The 15734-nt window shown below is 60.8% G+C and carries 12 protein-coding genes, 1 rRNA gene and 1 pseudogene; 6 read left to right on the top strand and 8 right to left on the bottom strand.

Going from position 1 to position 15734, the window contains the following annotated elements; translation table 11 throughout:
- Positions 1-92 precede the first annotated feature (92 nt).
- Positions 93-779, bottom strand: a pseudogene (locus BLQ55_RS32710) (PAS domain-containing protein); the annotation flags it as partial.
- Between the two features lie 308 nt (positions 780-1087).
- Here BLQ55_RS32710 and BLQ55_RS00065 point away from each other — a divergent pair.
- Both BLQ55_RS00065 and BLQ55_RS00060 read left to right on the top strand, forming a co-directional pair.
- Entirely contained in the window at positions 1088-2506 is a 1419-nt protein-coding gene (locus BLQ55_RS00065) for a short-chain fatty acid transporter (RefSeq protein ID WP_092202388.1), read from the top strand.
- A gap of 113 nt (positions 2507-2619) precedes the next feature.
- A complete protein-coding gene (locus BLQ55_RS00060) occupies positions 2620-3789 on the top strand; it encodes a hypothetical protein (RefSeq protein ID WP_092251728.1) in 1170 nt (389 codons plus the stop codon).
- A 130-nt stretch (positions 3790-3919) separates the two neighbouring features.
- Here BLQ55_RS00060 and can read toward each other — a convergent pair whose 3' ends face one another.
- The gene (can, locus tag BLQ55_RS00055) at positions 3920-4564 is read right to left on the bottom strand and encodes a carbonate dehydratase (RefSeq protein WP_003185433.1); all 645 of its coding nucleotides are present in this window, start codon (positions 4562-4564) and stop codon (positions 3920-3922) included.
- A gap of 132 nt (positions 4565-4696) precedes the next feature.
- Here can and BLQ55_RS00050 point away from each other — a divergent pair, with 132 nt between their 5' ends.
- A complete protein-coding gene (locus tag BLQ55_RS00050; RefSeq protein ID WP_092202383.1) occupies positions 4697-5101 on the top strand; it encodes a serine kinase/phosphatase in 405 nt (134 codons plus the stop codon).
- A gap of 184 nt (positions 5102-5285) precedes the next feature.
- Here BLQ55_RS00050 and rimI read toward each other — a convergent pair whose 3' ends face one another.
- Entirely contained in the window at positions 5286-5738 is a 453-nt protein-coding gene (rimI, locus tag BLQ55_RS00045) for a ribosomal protein S18-alanine N-acetyltransferase (protein ID WP_047229376.1), read from the bottom strand.
- The gene (locus BLQ55_RS00040; RefSeq protein ID WP_092202381.1) at positions 5731-6510 is read right to left on the bottom strand and encodes an energy transducer TonB; all 780 of its coding nucleotides are present in this window, start codon (positions 6508-6510) and stop codon (positions 5731-5733) included. The genes rimI and BLQ55_RS00040 overlap by 8 nt, the downstream gene beginning before the upstream one ends.
- Before the next feature lie 181 nt (positions 6511-6691).
- Between BLQ55_RS00040 and mksB the strand changes: the two genes are divergently transcribed.
- The 3 genes from mksB to mksF are packed head-to-tail and all read left to right on the top strand — an operon-like array spanning position 6692 to position 11500.
- Positions 6692-7972 carry an Mks condensin complex protein MksB gene (mksB, locus tag BLQ55_RS00035; RefSeq protein ID WP_060743131.1) on the top strand — a complete coding sequence of 427 codons (1281 nt, stop codon included), beginning with the start codon at positions 6692-6694 and terminating at the stop codon, positions 7970-7972.
- Positions 7962-8663: an Mks condensin complex protein MksE gene (gene mksE, locus BLQ55_RS00030; protein WP_014340217.1), complete on the top strand. Its 702-nt coding sequence runs from the start codon at positions 7962-7964 to the stop codon at positions 8661-8663. Before mksB ends, mksE begins: the two co-directional genes overlap by 11 nt.
- On the top strand, positions 8660-11500 hold the full coding sequence (mksF, locus tag BLQ55_RS00025) for an Mks condensin complex protein MksF (protein ID WP_003205592.1): 2841 nt from the start codon (positions 8660-8662) through the stop codon (positions 11498-11500). Before mksE ends, mksF begins: the two co-directional genes overlap by 4 nt.
- Positions 11501-11762: 262 nt before the next feature.
- Here mksF and BLQ55_RS00020 read toward each other — a convergent pair whose 3' ends face one another.
- The 4 genes from BLQ55_RS00020 to rrf form a co-directional block, all read right to left on the bottom strand.
- Positions 11763-14066, bottom strand: coding sequence for a PqiB family protein (locus BLQ55_RS00020; RefSeq protein ID WP_092251726.1), 2304 nt, complete (start codon positions 14064-14066; stop codon positions 11763-11765).
- Positions 14059-14682 carry a paraquat-inducible protein A gene (locus tag BLQ55_RS00015; protein ID WP_092202375.1) on the bottom strand — a complete coding sequence of 208 codons (624 nt, stop codon included), beginning with the start codon at positions 14680-14682 and terminating at the stop codon, positions 14059-14061. The genes BLQ55_RS00020 and BLQ55_RS00015 overlap by 8 nt, the downstream gene beginning before the upstream one ends.
- Positions 14669-15328, bottom strand: a complete 660-nt coding sequence (locus BLQ55_RS00010; protein ID WP_092251724.1) for a paraquat-inducible protein A — start codon at positions 15326-15328, stop codon at positions 14669-14671. The genes BLQ55_RS00015 and BLQ55_RS00010 overlap by 14 nt, the downstream gene beginning before the upstream one ends.
- 147 nt (positions 15329-15475) lie before the next feature.
- A 5S ribosomal RNA gene (rrf, locus tag BLQ55_RS00005) occupies positions 15476-15591 on the bottom strand.
- Positions 15592-15734 lie beyond the last annotated feature (143 nt).

Raw genomic sequence — 15734 nt, 5'->3', positions numbered from 1 at the left:
GTCACCACAGTCGTGCCGCGCTGGGCGCTGTTGTCGGTCTGCAACGAGGTGCTGTAGGCAATGTTGGCCGCTTCGGCGACGGCTTTTTCCTGGTTGACCTGATCCGTGATGTTGGTGGCGAACTTGACCACTTTGTACAATCGCTCGTTGGCATCGAGCACCGGGTTGTAGGAGGCTTCCAGCCAGACCTCGTGGCCGTTGCTGTCGATGCGCTTGAAGCGCCCGGCCACGAACTCGCCACTGTTCAGGCGCTTCCAGAATTGTTGGTAGTCCGCGCTGTTGTACTCCTCGGGCTCACAAAACATGCGGTGATGCTTGCCCTTGATCTGCGCCAGGTTATAGCCCATGGCATTGAGGAAGCGATCGTTGGCCGTCAGTACGTGACCGCCCAGATCGAACTCGATCACCGCCGTTGAACGCACCAACGCACCGATGAGGTTTTCATGTTCACGGGACCCCTCGATGGTGCGGGTCAGGTCATTGGCATACATCGAAAAAAAGCGGATTCGCCCGTCGGCATTCCGTACAGGCTGGAGGATCGAACGCAACCAGGCCTCCTGGCCATTGCCCCGCAGCAAGCGCACGGCACCGGAGAAGTGTTCACCGCGGGTCAGCGCCGCCTTGAAGCGAGCCTGGAACTCATTGGATTTCAAATACGCGGGCACCAGCTCATCCACAGGCCGGCCGATCAGGTCCTGGCTCTTGTAGCCCATGTCGTCGAGGAAGTTCTGATTGACCGATTGAATCCTTCCATCGGCATCCAGGGTGAGACCAAGCATTTCACGGTCCAGGCTTTCCTTGACTTGCATAAGGCTGGACAGTTCTTGGCGAAGAGCCAGTAGCTCCTGCTTCAGGCGGTTGTTGAACATGGGCAGCTCCAGGAACAGCGGAAAAATTAATAGGCTGTTCCCTTGCCATCGGCCCGGTATTTTTTTTCTAAAGAGCGCCGCGAGCCCATTGAAAATATTCCCGGTGACCTCGAACCCGATATACCTCCCATGGTCACTGGATTGTTCTACTGTTGCCCTGACCTTTGAAGCCTTGCCGCCATCAATAACCCATAACCATAAAAACGAGGTAATTGTCCGTGACCACTGACATCGAAGACAGCCGTTCCGCCCGCTTCGCCTTGCGCTGTTCCAGTTTCGCCGAGCGCTGGTTCCCCGACTCCTGGGTCTTCGCCGCCCTGGCGGTGCTGGTGGTCGCCGTGGCGACGCAATTCATCGGCGCCACGCCCACGGCGGCGGCCATGGCATTTGGCGACGGCTTCTGGAGCCTGATCCCGTTCACCATGCAAATGGCCTTCGTGGTGATTGGCGGTTACGTGGTCGCCAGCTCGCCGCCCGCCGTCAAGTTGATCGATCGCCTGGCGCGCATTCCGACCAACGGTCGCTCCGCAGTAGCGTGGGTGGCACTGATTTCCATGGTCGCGTCGTTGCTCAACTGGGGACTGTCGTTGGTGTTTGGCGGCTTGCTGGTACGCGCCCTCGCCCGCCGCACCGATCTGAAGATGGATTACCGCGCCGCCGGTGCCGCCGCCTACCTGGGCCTGGGCGCGGTCTGGGCGCTGGGGTTGTCTTCGTCGGCGGCGCAACTGCAGGCCAACCCGGCCAGCCTGCCACCTTCGATCCTGTCGATCACCGGCGTCATTCCGTTCACCCAGACGATTTTCCTCTGGCAGTCGGGCGTGATGCTGCTGGCGCTGATCGTGATCTCGTTGGTTGTCGCCTACGCCACCGCTCCCGGCCCCAACAGCGCCCGTGACGCCGCCGCTTGCGGGATCGACCCGAGTTTCAGCATGCCGGCGTTGCAGCCCCGTACCCGCCCGGGAGAATGGCTGGAGCACAGTCCGTTGCTGACCATCGCCCTGGTGCTGCTGGCCGCCGGCTGGCTGTTCCATGAGTTTTCGACCAAGCCTGCGATCAGTGCCATTTCCGGGCTCAACACCTATAACTTCCTGTTCATCATGCTCGGCGCCTTGCTGCACTGGCGGCCGCGCAGCTTCCTCGACGCCGTGGCCCGCGCGGTGCCGACCACCACGGGCGTGTTGATCCAGTTTCCATTGTACGGCTCGATCGCCGCACTGCTGACCACGGTCAAGGGCAGCGATGCCCAGACCCTGGCCCACCATATCTCGACCTTTTTCGTCCAGATCGCCTCCCATGACACCTACGCCTTGCTGATGGGCGTCTATTCGGCGGTCCTGGGCTTTTTCATTCCTTCCGGCGGCGGCAAGTGGATCATCGAAGCGCCCTACGTCATGCAGGTGGCCAACGACCTGAACTATCACCTGGGCTGGGCCGTGCAGATCTACAACGCCGCCGAAGCGCTGCCCAACCTCATCAACCCGTTCTATATGTTGCCGTTGTTGGGGGTGTTGGGGCTGAAGGCGAGGGACTTGATCGGCTTTTCCTTCGTGCAGTTGCTGGTGCATACGCCATTGGTGCTGGCGCTGTTGTGGGCGCTGGGGACGACATTGAGTTATTTGCCGCCAGTGATGCCATAAAGCCATAAAAAAGGGCCGATATTTCCATCGGCCCACTTCTTCTCCGGCTCGGTCTGTTTCAGTATGGGTACGCCCTGCTTTTGAGGGTCCCTCACGCTGAAAAGGATCTGAGCATGTTCAAACTCGCAGCACTTCCTCTTGCCGCCCTTACCCTGAGCGCCACCGTCCACGCCGCCGACGTTACCAAGATCGACGTACAACTGGGCAACACCGAGCGTGTCACCCGCCTCTTCGCCTACCCCAACAACTGCAACGTCATTTGTTTTCGCGACTGGACCCTGGAGCAGACCGTCCAGCATTACCTGACCCAAAGTGTGCAGCGCGACGGCTACGGCACCGCCAAGGTCCAGGTCAACATCGACAACGATAAGGTCTATGCCAGCATCGACGGCGTGCCCAAGAATTACGGCCAACCGCTGAAGGCGCTGCTCGACGCCGGGGACCTGGCGTATAACGGTGCCTCGAAACTCAACAGCGACAAGAAATGGTCCTACAACTGGTACCTGTTCCTGCCGCTGGGCATGGCCCTGGAAAACCGCAAGAGTGTCGAGTTGCTGCACTTTCCGCCGGATTACTCCCTGACCCAGGCCCAGGATTACCTGGAGTCGGCGACCACCGATCGCTGGGCCACGCTGCTGACCGTGAACGGCATCGCCATTGCACAGACACCGGCCTACCAGACCATCATCGACATCGCACCCATCGCAGCGCCGTCCAATGCTGGCAGCACATTGGAGGGGCTCTACAGCTACTTCAACGATTACCAGACCACCATGGTCAAGCAGGTCACCCAAACCGCCAGCGGCGCCGCCTTGCCGATGGTGGCCTTCGGAGCGCCCGTTCGGAACTGGATCAAGACCCAGTACGGCCAGACCGTTGGCGTGCTCGGCCTGGCGACCATCACGCCGACCGCGGGGGTCAAGGTCCCGGTCCTGGGCTCCAACCACCCGAGCTATATCTGGTATGCCGCTGACAAGGAAAACTACGACGGTGACGAAGCCAAGGCCGATGCCGCCGGCTTGAAAGTCATGGGCCAGGACCTGAGCGCCGCCTGCTGGCAAGCCGGCATGGGCAGCAAGCCGGGCACCGACCCGAACACCCTGCTGAACCAGTGCACGCAGACCTGGCAGGTCACGCAAAAGGAAAAGACCTGCGAGTTGTTCTATACCTCGGTGCGCAAACTGAGCGAGGCAGATGCAGCGAAAAAATGCGAAACGCCAGCGATCAAGTCGCAACTTCCGCAACTTAAAGTGCCCATGCCGCTGCCTGCCGAGGCGGTGTAAACCTTGAGGCGCCTTCCCGCGTCAGTTTGCACTGACACGGGAAAGCGCCTTTGGCTCCTGTCAGACTCGACAGTAGATACTTTTCCACGGCACTGGCGTCGTCAGTGTCACCGCGACTGACGAGCCGGCGTCAGGGCGCGCCGACCGGACGCAGCCGATACTGCGGCGGCAACTGCTCGAACCCGCTGATCGTGGTGTCCAGGCTCTTCCAGCGTCCGTCCTTGATGCCGTAGATGCAGCCATGAATCGACAGTTTCTGCCCACGGTGCCAGGCGTTCTGCACGATGCTGGTATGGCCGACGTTGGCCACCTGCTGGATCACGTTGAGTTCGCACAGGCGGTCGACCCGTTCTTCTTCGGTCGGCAACTGGCCCAACGCCTCGCGATGCTCGTAATACAGGTCGCGAATCGAGCGCAGCCAGCCGTCGATCAAGCCCAGCTGGCGGTCCTGCATCGAGGCACGCACGCCGCCACAGCCGTAATGGCCGGTGACCAGGATGTGTTTGACCTTGAGCACGTCCACCGCGTACTGGATCACCGACAGGCAGTTGAGGTCGGTGTGCAGCACCACGTTGGCCACGTTGCGGTGCACGAACAGATCGCCCGGCAGCATGCCGACGATCTCGTTGGCCGGCACCCGCGCATCGGAACAACCGATCCACAGATACTCCGGGGTTTGCTGACGAGCCAGCTTGGCGAAAAAGTCAGGATCCTCCTGCTTGATCGCATCGGCCCAGCGCGCGTTGTTATCAATCAGATCTTGTAATTCGTTCATGCTGTCTAGCCTCGATAGAGAGTGCGCAACTGTGACAGACGACCGTCGGTCGAGGTCACGTCGGCGATGCATTGGAATTCCTGGCTGCGCTGTCGGTCGACACCAGTAAGGCCCACAGTATGAGGAATAGCCATGAATGATTCACGACGCCCTTTCGATGCGACGCAACCGGAACCCATCGACGACAATGAGGATCGCATGGGCTCGATGCATGAGTTGGAGTTCGACGACGAGCAGCCCAGCGCGAAAATCGGCGACGAACTGCCACAAGACGAACGCGAACAGCTGATGCCTCGTGAACGCGTGCGTGAAGCAGGCATGACAGGCGCCTCGACGGATGATCACGAACCGACCGACGATGACATGAGCCCGGAAACCCTCATTCACGAAGACGGCGCCCGGGATGCCTTTGAGACCGGCGACGACGAACAGGCCGATTGGGACCTGAGCATCGTGAACGAAAATGACATTGGTGGCGGCGACGGGCTGGACGAAGCGGAGATGGCCGATATCGATCCGTTGGATGGCAAGCGTTGACCCGGCAATCGCCATCGCGAGCAAGCTCGCTCCCACATGGTTTTGTGTTGATCACAACTTGATGCACACCGCCAAGCCCCTGTGGGAGCGAGCTTGCTCGCGATAGCGGTGGATCAGTTTGCATCGATGTCGAATGTACCGCCGTCTTCGCGAGCAAGCTCGCTCCCACAGGGGTCACGGCGCTTCAGTCCACCAAGGTACACGCCATGACCACCGCATCCTCGCGCCCACCCACCGCCGGGTAGTAATCCCGGCGTCGGCCCACTTCATTGAAGCCATAGCGCTCATACAAGCGGAACGCCGTGCGGTTGCTGTCGCGCACTTCCAGGAAGCATTCCCGGGCCTCGGCCTTGTAGGCAATCGACATCAGGTGTTCCAGCAGGCGCAACCCCAGGCCACGGCCCTGGTTTTCCGGCTTGACGGTAATGTTGAGCAGGTGCGCCTCGTCCAGGATGATCTGCACCACGCCATGGCCCACTTGCTGCTGGCCTTCGAACATCAGCCAGATCTGGTATTTGCCCAGCCCGTCGAGAAATATCCCGCGGGTCCAGGGGTGGCTGTAGGCGGCGTATTCGATTTTCAGTACAGCGTCGAGGTCCGCCTCGGTCATCGGGCGGAACGATACAGCGTCACTCATTCGATTCTTTCCAGCGCGCCATCAGCCGGCGCATGGCTTGCCAGACATCAGCCTTGCGCTGTGGCGTTTCCATTAACAGTTCCAGCCCGGGCAATGCCCAGGCCGAGCCCAGGCCTTCGACCTGCAGTTCGCGATTGAACGCTTCGGCATCCGCCTCGCCGGCAAACTTCACCGCCGGCAGGCCGATCAGCCACAGACACACGCAGGGCTCGTCTTCGAGACGCGCCGAAACGAAGCCCTGGACGAAATCCCGCGCCGCTTCCGGCCCCTGGTCCATGGTGCCGCGTGACAACAACGGCCAACGCACCGGCTCACCGATGATTTGCGGGCTGTCCGGCAGACCGGCGGCGCGCAGCATGTCCTTGAGCAGCAAGTAGGCCGGATCGCGGCTTTGGAACGGCTCGCCCGTGGGCAACTCCACCAACAGCAGGCAACGCCCGGCCCGCAGCAGTTGCAGGGCGAAACGCGGCGGGGCGACGTAGGGAGCCTTGGGCGGCGCCTCGACCACCTCCTCCACCGGCTTGGCATTGGTGCGGGTCGAGGCCAGGCTCGGGCGCGGCACTTCGATTTTTGGCCGCTCGGGCGCTGGCGCTGGCGGCTCGGCGACCGCCTTGGCCACAGGCGCCGTCACGGCCGGCGCGATGTACTCGGGCTCGGGCGCTTCCAACAGCTCGGGCCGCGACGGGGCAGCGAACGGCAATTCGGTACGCGGCAGCCAGTTGACCACCTGCATGGCGGTCAGATAGGCGCGGCGACGGGACTCGATAAGCAAGGGTCGGCCACTTGTGGATAACTGAAAGTGGAAGCGATTCTACCGCCCTTCGACGCGGATCGCTTCCCTGTTGGAGCAATAGTTGATCAATAGAGAACGACAGTCCGTCCAGGGGGTGAATCGCAACCGGCTCGATGCAGTACAATCGCCGCTTTTAATTGCCAACCCGACGGCCATTGCGATGATCGAACCCAAGCGCGTCTTGCGCGCCCTCGCTGAACACTGGGCATTGCTGGAACCTTTGTGCGAGCACTTCGACCAGGGCACCCTGAGCCTCAACGAATTGCGTTCACAGCTGGCCGCCCAACAACTGGACAGCACGCCCCAGGACATCACCAACCTGCTGGACGTGTGGATCCGCCTGGACATCCTCGTACCGGTGGCGAAAAGCCCGAACCGTTTCGAGCTCAACGCCCAGATCCATGATTTTCTCGCTTACCTGCGTCGCGAACACCGCCTGGGCCTGTGCCTGGAAATCGAAGCCTACCTGCGCCACCTCGAGCGCCTGGCCGGTTACATCCAGGACGCCTTCGACATTCGCGACGGCAACGACCTGGCCCGCCAGTTGCGCCTGCTGGACATGCGCGTGCGCGACGTCCTCAAGAAACTCGCCAACGACGAACAGGCCCTGGTGGCCGTGGCCGAGCGGGCCAAGACCAGCGACCGACAGATCCCACTGCGTCAACGCTACGCCGAAGTGTTGGCGACCTGGGACGAATACGTCGAGCCGATGATCCAATTGGTGAACGCCGACGGTGCCTTCGAGCAAGGCGTGCGCAAGGTCGAGAACGTGCTGTTGCGCATGCTCACCGAACAGCAGCGCCTCGGGCACCTGGTGGACGACGACATGCTGCTGCGCACCCACGCGCGCATCCTCGAGATGCAGACCAGCGCCCAGTTGACCCTGCGCCATGCTCGCGAGCTGCTACTGCCATTGCGCGAAGAAGCCCGCCGCCACAACGCCGTGACCCGTGGCGCCGCACTGGCCCTGGCCGCCATTCGCCGCAAAGGTATCGACGCCGTACCGCAAGCCGCCATGCCGCTGTTCACCCGGCCGCAAAGTACCTTCCTGGGCAGTGCCAGCCAGGTCGAAGCCTATGTCTATGCCCTGGCCCGTTTCGAACCGAAACCGGCGCGTTTCCCCAAGTCCCACAAGACCCACAAGGGTGGCGAAGCACCGCGCGCGCCACGCACCGTGCGCGAGATGGTCGAGCGTTGCGAAGATGCCCTGCCGATGCCGGACCTGATGACCTGGCTGCTGGAACAGGAACCGGACGGCGCCACCGACGAATTGCTGTACTGGTTCTCGCGCCTGTCGCGGGAAAAACGCTTCAAGCGCGAGCGCCTGGAGCGCCGCGACTACCATACTCACGAGCATCAGGTCAGCCTGCGCTCCTTCGCCCTGCTCTCGGCCGGCGACACCGCCGCCGAGGATTCTGCGAGCATCCCCCATGCATCTTGATCTATCCGAACTGTCCCAGCTGGCGCCGATCTTCCGCGAGCTGTTCAAGGGTTACCACGTCAGCCGCCGCGACCCGGAGCTGTACGCCCAACTGTCGAACTTCCAGGACCAGTACCGCACGCTGTTCAAGGCCCTGGGCTTCGAGCTGGTGTGCGACACCCGTGGCTTCTATTACTTCGTGCCGGACCTGGCCGCCGCGGCGGTGAACAAGACCGCCCAGCGCCTGGCCCTGTTCACCTTCATCCTGGTCGAGCACCTGGCCGACCAGGGCCGTGACCCGATTGCCGTGCTCGACGGCGGCAGCCTGGGCCGCGATGAGCTGCCTTCGCTGCTGGAAAAATACCGCGACCTGTTCATTCAGGCCGAAGTACAGACCCAGGAAGAGCTGGAAGAAAAAATCATGCGCCGCATGACCCAACTGGGTTTTGCCAGCGAAGAAAACGGCGTGTACCGCTTCCTGCCGCCGATGCACCGCTTCCTCGACGTCTGCCTGTCGGTCCAGCAGGACCGCGACCTGGCCGCCAGCCTGCACAGCGTGCTGCCGTTGCCGGCACCGGTATTGATCGACGAAGACAGCGACGAAAAACTGCTGCAGACCGATGATCCGCTGGACCTCAGCGAATTCGAAGGTGAAAGCGAAGAAGACGCCCTGGCCCGAGCCATTGCCGAAGAACAGGAGACCGACGCATGAGCAAGGAACGCTACGGCATCCGCCGCTTTGCCCTTTTGAACACCGCCGGCTACAGCCTTGGCTTGTTCCCGCTGGAAGAACCGCTGTCGGTGTACGGCGCGAACAACCTCGGTAAATCCGCCTCGATCAACGCCTTGCAGTTCCCGATCCTGGCGCGCATGTCGGACATGAGCTTCGGCAAGTACAGCCTGGAGCAATCCCGGCGCTTCTACTTCGCCTCGGACACCAGCTACATCCTGGTGGAGGTCGCCCTGCCCCACGGCCCGCACGTGATTGGCGTGGTCGGTCGCGGCCCCGGCGGCGGTTTCGGGCACCAGTTCTTTGCCTATGCCGGCAAGCTGGACCTGGCCCACTACCAGAAAAATGACACCTGCCTGCGGCAGAAAGAGCTGTTCACCAACCTGGAGCGCGAAGGCCTGAAAGCCTACGAACTCAAGCCGGATGAACTGCGACGCCTGCTGGTGGGTGGTCACACCTCGATCCCGCTGGACCTGACGCTGATCCCGCTGCGCTCCACCAGCGAGCAAAGCCTCAAGACCTTCCGCGCCCTGTTCATCAACCTGCTGCACATGCGTGAAATCACCGCGGCCAAGCTCAAGCAATTGTTCCTCGATGCGTTCGAGCACAGCCTGCGTTCCGGCAGCGTGGACTACATCGCCGCATGCGAAGAAGCCTTCCGCGACGTACGCCGCATGGAACAGGACTACAACTCCCTCGTGGCCGCCGGCCCGCTGGTGGAAGCCCTGGCCAATGGCGTGAAGCAGCGCGATATCCTGCGCGGCAAATTGCATCGCCTCTCGCCATTGCTCGATTCGTTGCTGGGCACCTGGTCGGACTACGCCAGTGCGCGCAAGGAAGAGCTGACCATCCAGGCCGAACACTACCGCAACGAGCAGGACTCGCTGCAGAACGACCAGCGCGGTGGCACCCAGGAGCTGATGCGCCTGGAGCGGGAAATCAGCGGCATCCAGCGCTGGCTCGGCGAGCTGTCGGTGCTCAAGCATCGCTTTGCCCTGGTGGATGACGTCAAGGTCCTGGAACAGCAACTACTCGCCGCCAAAGACGCCCACGACGAACTGGCCGGCGCCCTGGCCCAGTCCCGGCAATTCAGCGCCGAAGACCTGGAAGAGCGCCTGCGGGACCTGGAAAAACGTCTGAAGTCGGTCAAGCAGCAACTCGATCACGCCGACAACAACAGCTACGCCCGCCTGCGCGAAGAATTCTCGCAGCAGGATGTCGAACGCCTGATGCGCTTGTTCAACAGCGCCCTGTTCAGCCTGCCCCTGGGCGAACACGGCATTGCGCTGGACGAGAACGGCGAGTGGGTCAAATCCATGGAGCTGATCCTCGACGGCTTCAAGGGTGAGCGTTTCGAAGTGCCGGGGCTGTCCATCGACCTGTCCCACATCGAGCCGCCCGCCCTGCAAGCCCTGGCCGACCGTGCCGCGCTGCGGGACCAGAAAGAGCGCCTGGAAAAAGAACTCAAGCAGCTCAAGACCCAACAAGCCGTGGCCGCCGACCGCGCCGCGAGCAAGACCCAGACCGAGGCCCTGTACCAGCAGGTACTGGATGCGCAAAAAGCCCTGGAAGACTTCCGCCGCAGCCAGACCCTGAGCGCCGAGGAAGGCGAGAAGCTCGAGCAACTGGCGCAGATGGAAGCCGCCCAGGACGAACTCAAGCGCTCCAGCGATGCCTTCACCGAACGCGTCCAGCAATTGTCCGCCAAGCTGCAACTGGTGGGCCGGCAGATCGCCGACATGGAAGCCAAGCAACGCACCCTCGACGACGCCCTGCGCCGTCGTCAATTGCTCCCGGCGGACCTGCCGTTCGGCACGCCGTTCATGGACCCGGTCGACGATTCCATGGACAACCTGCTGCCGCTGCTCAACGACTACCAGGACAGCTGGCAAGGGCTGCTGCGCGTCGATGGCCAGATCGAAGCGTTGTATGCCCAGGTGCGCCTCAAGGGCGTGGCCAAGTTCGACAGCGAAGATGACATGGAGCGGCGCCTGCAACTGCTGATCAACGCCTATGCCCACCGCACCGACGAGGCCCTGACCCTGGGCAAGGCACGCCGTGCTGCCGTGACCGACATCGCCCGGACCCTGCGCAACATCCGCAGCGACTATGACAGCCTCGAACACCAACTGGCGCTGTTCAACCGCGAGATCAACAAGCGTCAGGTGTCCAACCTGCAGAGCTTCCGCATCGTCCTGGCGCCGAACAAGGAAGCGCTCAAGCACATCGACCAGATCATCCACAGCGCCGGTCAGTACGAGGAAGGCGAGACGCTGTCGGTGTTCGACCTCAGCCAGAGCGCCGAGCAGGACAACAAGAACGAAGAAGCCAAGGAATACCTGGCGCGGCTGGTGGCGGCGAATCACAACCAGCTCGGCCTGAAGGACCTGTTCGAACTGGCGTTCGAGATCACCAAGGTCAACGGCCAGCCTGTGATCCACACCGACATCGACGGCGCGGCGTCCAACGGCACCACCATGACCATCAAGGCGCTGACCAACATGTACTTGTTGCTGCACCTGATGGACCGCGAACAGGCCGGTCGCGTGCGCCTGCCTTACTACCTGGACGAAGCGGCGGATATCGACGAGAAAAACCAGGCGGCACTGCTGGAAACCAGTCTGCAACTGGGCTTCGTGCCGATCCTCGCCAGTGTGAAACCGCAAGTCTGCGCCAGTGTCGCCATCGACCTGGAAGGCGGCAGCGGCCCGAACGGCATCTACATCGACGAAGCGGACTGGAAATACATCCGTCGTCACGATGCGGTGAAGGCCACGGTGAATGTGCAGGCCGATGAGCCGGAGCTGGATCCGGTGTGAAGTGAATAGCCGGGCATGAAAAAGGCCGCGATCCAAATGGACCGCGGCCTTTTTCATGGTTATGCACAACCCTGTGGCGAGGGATGCGCCCGTAGGAGCTGTCGAGTGCAACGAGGCTGCGATCTTTCCACTGCCCATTGAGTCGAAAGCGAAAGATCAAGATCAAGATCAAGATCAAGATCAAAAGATCGCAGGCTTCGCCAGCTCCTACAGAGCCTGGCGGGAGCAAGCTCCCTCGCCAAAAGTGCTACATCCAATAACCTTATTTGCCAAGACTGATCTTCGGCGCCCAGATCAGCCATTCGTCTTCGAACTTATCGAACAATGGGAAAGTCTGCTCCGCTCGGGCCGGATTGCCCATTCGTTCACCGTCCGGCGTTGCGAACGCAATACCACCCTGGAGCAGCGTTTCAAGCGACTCGGTTCGCACCGTCGCGCCCTTGAACAGACCGAAGTCCAAACCGAAGCCACTGCTGTTCCAGAAGCGGGTGCCGCTGCGCACCAGTGGCGCATATTTGGGCTCGATCAGGATATGGATCAACACCCGGTCCGCCGTCTGGCCCAGTTCATAACCGGTGACCTTGCCCACCGTGATCTCGCGATAGGTGACCGGCACGCCGATCTTCAACGAACCACGGCGGGCCGCACTCAGCACCAGGCTCAGGCCCGCTTCGGGCACAGCGCTTTCCGGTGGGTTGGCCAAGGCCACGAAGGTTTTTTGTGGCCCGAGGTTTTTCGCCGAAGGCTGCACTTCAATGTATTGGCCTGTGACCAGCGTCTCCAGGTTGGAGGTCTTCATCAACCCCAACTCAGGCTTGACCACCCAGAACTGAGACCCGACCCGGGCGATACGCTCCGGCACTTCGGTGATACGCGCGGTGAGCAACACCGATTGCATGTCGGCACTGAGGTCGACCTCTTCGACCTTGCCTACATCCAGCCCTTTGAAACGGATCGGCGTACCACTGCGCAAGCCATCGGCGCGGTCGACCTTGATCGTCACGACCGTGCCCTTCTGCTGTGCGGCCTCGCGGTCTTCAAACAGACGGAACCGTGGAACGCGCCTTTTCAACGGCACATTGGGTTCTGGCGTCTCGAAGGAAATGCCGCCGGCCATCAGGCTTTGCAAGGACTCACTCTTGACCTGGATCCCGCCTGTCAAACCACCGGTGAGGGTAATGCCACTGGCGTTCCAGAAGCGTGTCGAGCCGTTGACCAGCCCTTCATATTCCTTCTCGATGTGCACACCAATGATCAATTGCTTTTTCTTGCGGGAGAACTGATAGCTCTGCACCGAGCCGACCTTGACCTGCTTATAGAGAATCGGACTGCCGACCTCCAGCGATCCGAGGTTTTCGGTCAGCAAGACCAGGTGCAGCCCCGGCGAGCGCAAGTCCAGTGGCGGGGCCTTCGCCCTGGCTTCGAACTCCCGTTGCGGCGCACCGCCCTTATCGCCTGGACGTATGGCAATGTAGTTACCCTTGACCAACGCTTCCAGGCCGGTGATACCTGCCAGGGAGATCGATGGCTTGACGACCCAGAACTGTGTGCCGGTGACTAGGTAATCTTCGGCCAAAGGGTCCAGGGTCAGTTCAGCCGTCGCGCTGGCCAGGTCCGGATCGACCTTGAGGTTCTTCAGGCTGCCGACCTGGATGCCTTTGTACATCACCGGCGTACGCCCGGCCTGCAATCCCTCGAAGTCGCTGAGTTTGACTTTCACCCGGATTCCCGCAGCGGCCGCATCAAAGTCTTCGTAGAGACGAAACGGCAGGCTCGGATCCGTTGGAGGACTGTCCTTGCGGCTTTCCGGTGTGGCGAATGCAATACCGCCGGCCACGATGCTGGCCAGGGACTCGCTGCGCACTTTCACACCCGACAGGTTGGCATCGATGCTGATGCCGCTGGCGTTCCAGAAACGCGTGTGTTTACGAACCAGGCTGGCATAGGTCGGCTCGATGAAGACTTTGACCTCGACTTTGCTCTGATCCTCGGACAGCAGGTAACTTTTCACCTGGCCGACCTGGATCTGTTTGTAGAACACCGGGCTGCCGCGGTTCAGCGAACCCAGTCGATCAGCCTTGAGGGTCAGGTGCAAACCCGGCTTGGCGTCCGACAGCGGCGGCTCTTCGGCCAGGGCCTTGAACTTGCGCGTCGACTCGCCTTCACCCGGACTGATCGCCACGTAGTTACCCGAAACCAGGGTCTCCAGGCCTGTGATCCCGGCCAGGCTCACGCTCGGTTTGACCAGCCAGAAACGTGTGCCGGTCTTGAGATACTGCTCGACGTCCTTGTTCATCTCGACCGTCGCGACCACGCCCTTGGAACTGCCTTCGTCATCGAGTTTGAGCGCCGTCACTTTACCGACCGTCATCCCTTTGTAGACGACTTCGGTTTTGTTGACCTGGATGCCTTCGCCACTCTCAAAGCGCACAGTGATCTCGATTCCGGTCTCGTTATAAGCCCGCCAACCGAGCCAGCCGCCGATAATCAGTGCGATCAGCGGCAAGACCCAGATGGCTGACCAGTTCGAAGCCGGTCGGGTTTTAGCGGTAGGCAAATCAGTCATGGTCGTTATCCGACTCCGTGTTATCCCAAATCAGTCGGGGATCGAAGGTTACTGCGGCAATCATTGTCAAAATCACTACGCTGGCGAAAGCAATCGCGCCAAGACCGGCTTCGACACTGGCGAGCCGCCCAAAATTCACCACCGCCACCAGGATGGCGATCACGAAAATATCCAGCATCGACCAACGACCAATGAACTCGATGAAACGGTACATAAGAATGCGTTGCCGTGCCGACATGGGCTGGTGCCGCTGCACGGAAAACAATAACAAAGCGATGCCCACCAGCTTGAAGGTCGGCACCAGGATACTGGCGATGAACACCACGGCGGCGATAGGAATCATGCCGTGGTGAACCAACTCGATGACGCCGGCCATGATGGTGCTCGGAGCGCCCTGGCCCAGTGAATTGATGGTCATGATCGGCAGCATATTGGCCGGGATATAAAGAATCGCAGCCGTGATCAACAAAGCCCAGGTTCGCATCAAGCTGTTCGGGCGACGGGGATGGATCAGCGCGCCGCAGCGAGTACAGGTTTGTTTGTCGGCTTCAGCGTCCTGCCGATTCAGTTCATGGCATTCCGTACAAATCAGAATGCCGGCATCAATCGCCCGCATGGGCATCTTCTCCTGATAACGCCTGCCAGATCTGATGCGGTGACATCACCACCTCCAGCCAGACCTGGACCAGCAACAAACTGATGAAACATACCAAGCCAAGGCCTAAGGTGAGGGCTGCCATGTCTGCCAACTTGACGATGGCCACCAGCACGCCCATGAGGTAAACCTCGAGCATTCCCCAGTCCCGTAGATGGTGATAAATGCGGTACAGCAACAAACCGTAGCTACGGCCAACGTCCAGGCGAATGGTCAACAGCACAGCCAACTGACAAAGCAACTTGAGTAACGGAATGCCCATGCTGCACAGGAACACGACTACCGAGACGCCTTGCATGCCGGTATCGAACAGACCCACTACCCCACTCCACACGGTGTCCTGGGAGGACTGCCCAAGCAGATTGAGTTGCATGATGGGTAAGAAGTTGGCCGGCACATATAACAGCAGGGCGGCGATCACCAAGGCAAGGCTGCGTTCGACTACATTGTGTCGGTGAGCATAAAGCTCATAACCGCAGCGGGGGCACTCGGCTTTTTCGCCATGGGCCAGTTGGGGCTTGCGCATCAACAAGTCGCACTCATGACACGCAACCAAATCGCTCAGGGGTAGATCTGGCAACCTATCAGTGTCTGACGGATCGGGCATAAACAGCTCTGGCTCAGCTAAGGTGGGGCTATTCTAGTGCTCCAGCTCGAAAATAACTGTGCAAATTTATTACGAGCGTTCGCAGACTTTCCTGCGGGCAAAACAAAACCCCTACCTGCGTCAGCAGATAGGGGTTTCGGAATTTAATCTTGACGATGACCTACTCTCACATGGGGAAACCCCACACTACCATCGGCGATGCATCGTTTCACTTCTGAGTTCGGGATGGGATCAGGTGGTTCCAATGCTCTATGGTCGTCAAGAAATTCGGTAGCCGGCGCGTGCCTTGCGGTCACGTTCCAGCGAATGGGTATGCGATAGTTTGTGTGTTGCAGTCGAGCGTCTCGAACTTTCGGTTCGTTTCGTCTTCACACACCGCAATCTGGTTCTCCTTCGCCCTGGGGCT

Origin of the sequence: Pseudomonas sp. NFACC13-1, from assembly GCF_900104425.1 — a bacterium.
GTDB classification, from domain to species: Bacteria; Pseudomonadota; Gammaproteobacteria; order Pseudomonadales; family Pseudomonadaceae; genus Aquipseudomonas; species Aquipseudomonas fluorescens_AA.
Note: the sequence above shows the minus strand (reverse complement) of the source record. Positions and strands in the feature narration are given on the sequence as shown.

Excerpts from the sequence above, each read along its gene's own strand:
- BLQ55_RS00060 (WP_092251728.1), top strand. The coding sequence starts at position 2,620 with ATGTTCAAACTCGCAGCACTTCCTCTTGCCGCCCTTACCCTGAGCGCC.
- can (WP_003185433.1), bottom strand. The coding sequence starts at position 4,564 with ATGAACGAATTACAAGATCTGATTGATAACAACGCGCGCTGGGCCGAT.
- BLQ55_RS00050 (WP_092202383.1), top strand. The coding sequence starts at position 4,697 with ATGAATGATTCACGACGCCCTTTCGATGCGACGCAACCGGAACCCATC.
- rimI (WP_047229376.1), bottom strand. The coding sequence starts at position 5,738 with ATGAGTGACGCTGTATCGTTCCGCCCGATGACCGAGGCGGACCTCGAC.
- mksB (WP_060743131.1), top strand. The coding sequence starts at position 6,692 with ATGATCGAACCCAAGCGCGTCTTGCGCGCCCTCGCTGAACACTGGGCA.
- mksE (WP_014340217.1), top strand. The coding sequence starts at position 7,962 with ATGCATCTTGATCTATCCGAACTGTCCCAGCTGGCGCCGATCTTCCGC.
- mksF (WP_003205592.1), top strand. The coding sequence starts at position 8,660 with ATGAGCAAGGAACGCTACGGCATCCGCCGCTTTGCCCTTTTGAACACC.
- BLQ55_RS00020 (WP_092251726.1), bottom strand. The coding sequence starts at position 14,066 with ATGACTGATTTGCCTACCGCTAAAACCCGACCGGCTTCGAACTGGTCA.
- BLQ55_RS00015 (WP_092202375.1), bottom strand. The coding sequence starts at position 14,682 with ATGCGGGCGATTGATGCCGGCATTCTGATTTGTACGGAATGCCATGAA.
- BLQ55_RS00010 (WP_092251724.1), bottom strand. The coding sequence starts at position 15,328 with ATGCCCGATCCGTCAGACACTGATAGGTTGCCAGATCTACCCCTGAGC.